Source organism: Micromonospora deserti (assembly GCF_003236335.1).
GTDB lineage: Bacteria > Actinomycetota > Actinomycetes > Mycobacteriales > Micromonosporaceae > Micromonospora > Micromonospora deserti.
In genome coordinates this window covers 1-846 of record NZ_POUB01000524.1, presented here as the reverse complement: position 1 = coordinate 846, position 846 = coordinate 1, and the positions used below count along the sequence as shown (strand labels likewise).

The following is an 846-nucleotide window of genomic DNA, read 5'->3' as shown; positions in this document are numbered from 1 at the left end:
AAGGGACGTCTCGTAACTCGGTCGGGCGTCCATGGTGGATCATGTCAGGGTGCAGGTGATCTCGGCGGCTCGCCCGGAGTGGATCTTCCCGTTCACCGGGCTGCAGCCCGCCCAGTTCCGCAGGCTGGTCCGGCTGGTCGCCGACCGTGGCGGGGACGCGATCGCCGACGGTCGACCGGGCCGGCAGTGGTCGCTTGACCTCGCCGATCGGGTACTGCTGGTCGCCGCCTACTGGCGGACGAACCTGACCATGCGCCAGATCGGTCCGCTGTTCGGGGTGTCGCACTCCGCCGCGCATCGGGTCATCGACACCCTCGGCCCGCTGCTCGCCCTGGCCCCGGTACGCCGGCGGCGGGTCGACCAGATCGCCATCGTCGACGGCACCCTGGTCCCGACCCGCGACCACCGGCTGGCCGCGCCGAGCAAGAACTACCGCTTCAGCACGAACCTGCAGGTGGCCATCGACGCCCACACCCGCCTCGTCGTCGCTCTCGGCGACCCGCAACCGGGCAACCGTAACGACACCATCGTCTACCGCACCTCGGGCATCGACCAGAAACTCGCGGGACGGCCGGTCATGGCCGACGGCGCCTACCGCGGCAACTCCGACGTGATCATCCCGTACCGCAAACCGGCCGACGGTAGCGAGCTGCCCGAGTGGAAGGCGGACCTGAACAGGCAACACCGCACCGTCCGAGCGCAGATCGAACACGCCCTCGCCCGCATGAAGACCTTCAAGATCCTGCGGGACTATCGCCGCGCCGCCAAAACATTGGCCGACACCGCTTCCGGCGTTGCCAACCTCCACAACATCATCCTCGCCGGATGACGCCGACACCGTTGAAC

General features: G+C 68.6%; 1 protein-coding gene. It reads left to right on the top strand.

Annotated features, from left to right (window positions below):
- Window positions 1-49: 49 nt before the first annotated feature.
- Window positions 50-829: a transposase family protein gene (locus C1I99_RS31710; protein WP_111137792.1), complete on the top strand. Its 780-nt coding sequence runs from the start codon at window positions 50-52 to the stop codon at window positions 827-829.
- The last annotated feature ends 17 nt before the right edge of the window (window positions 830-846 follow it).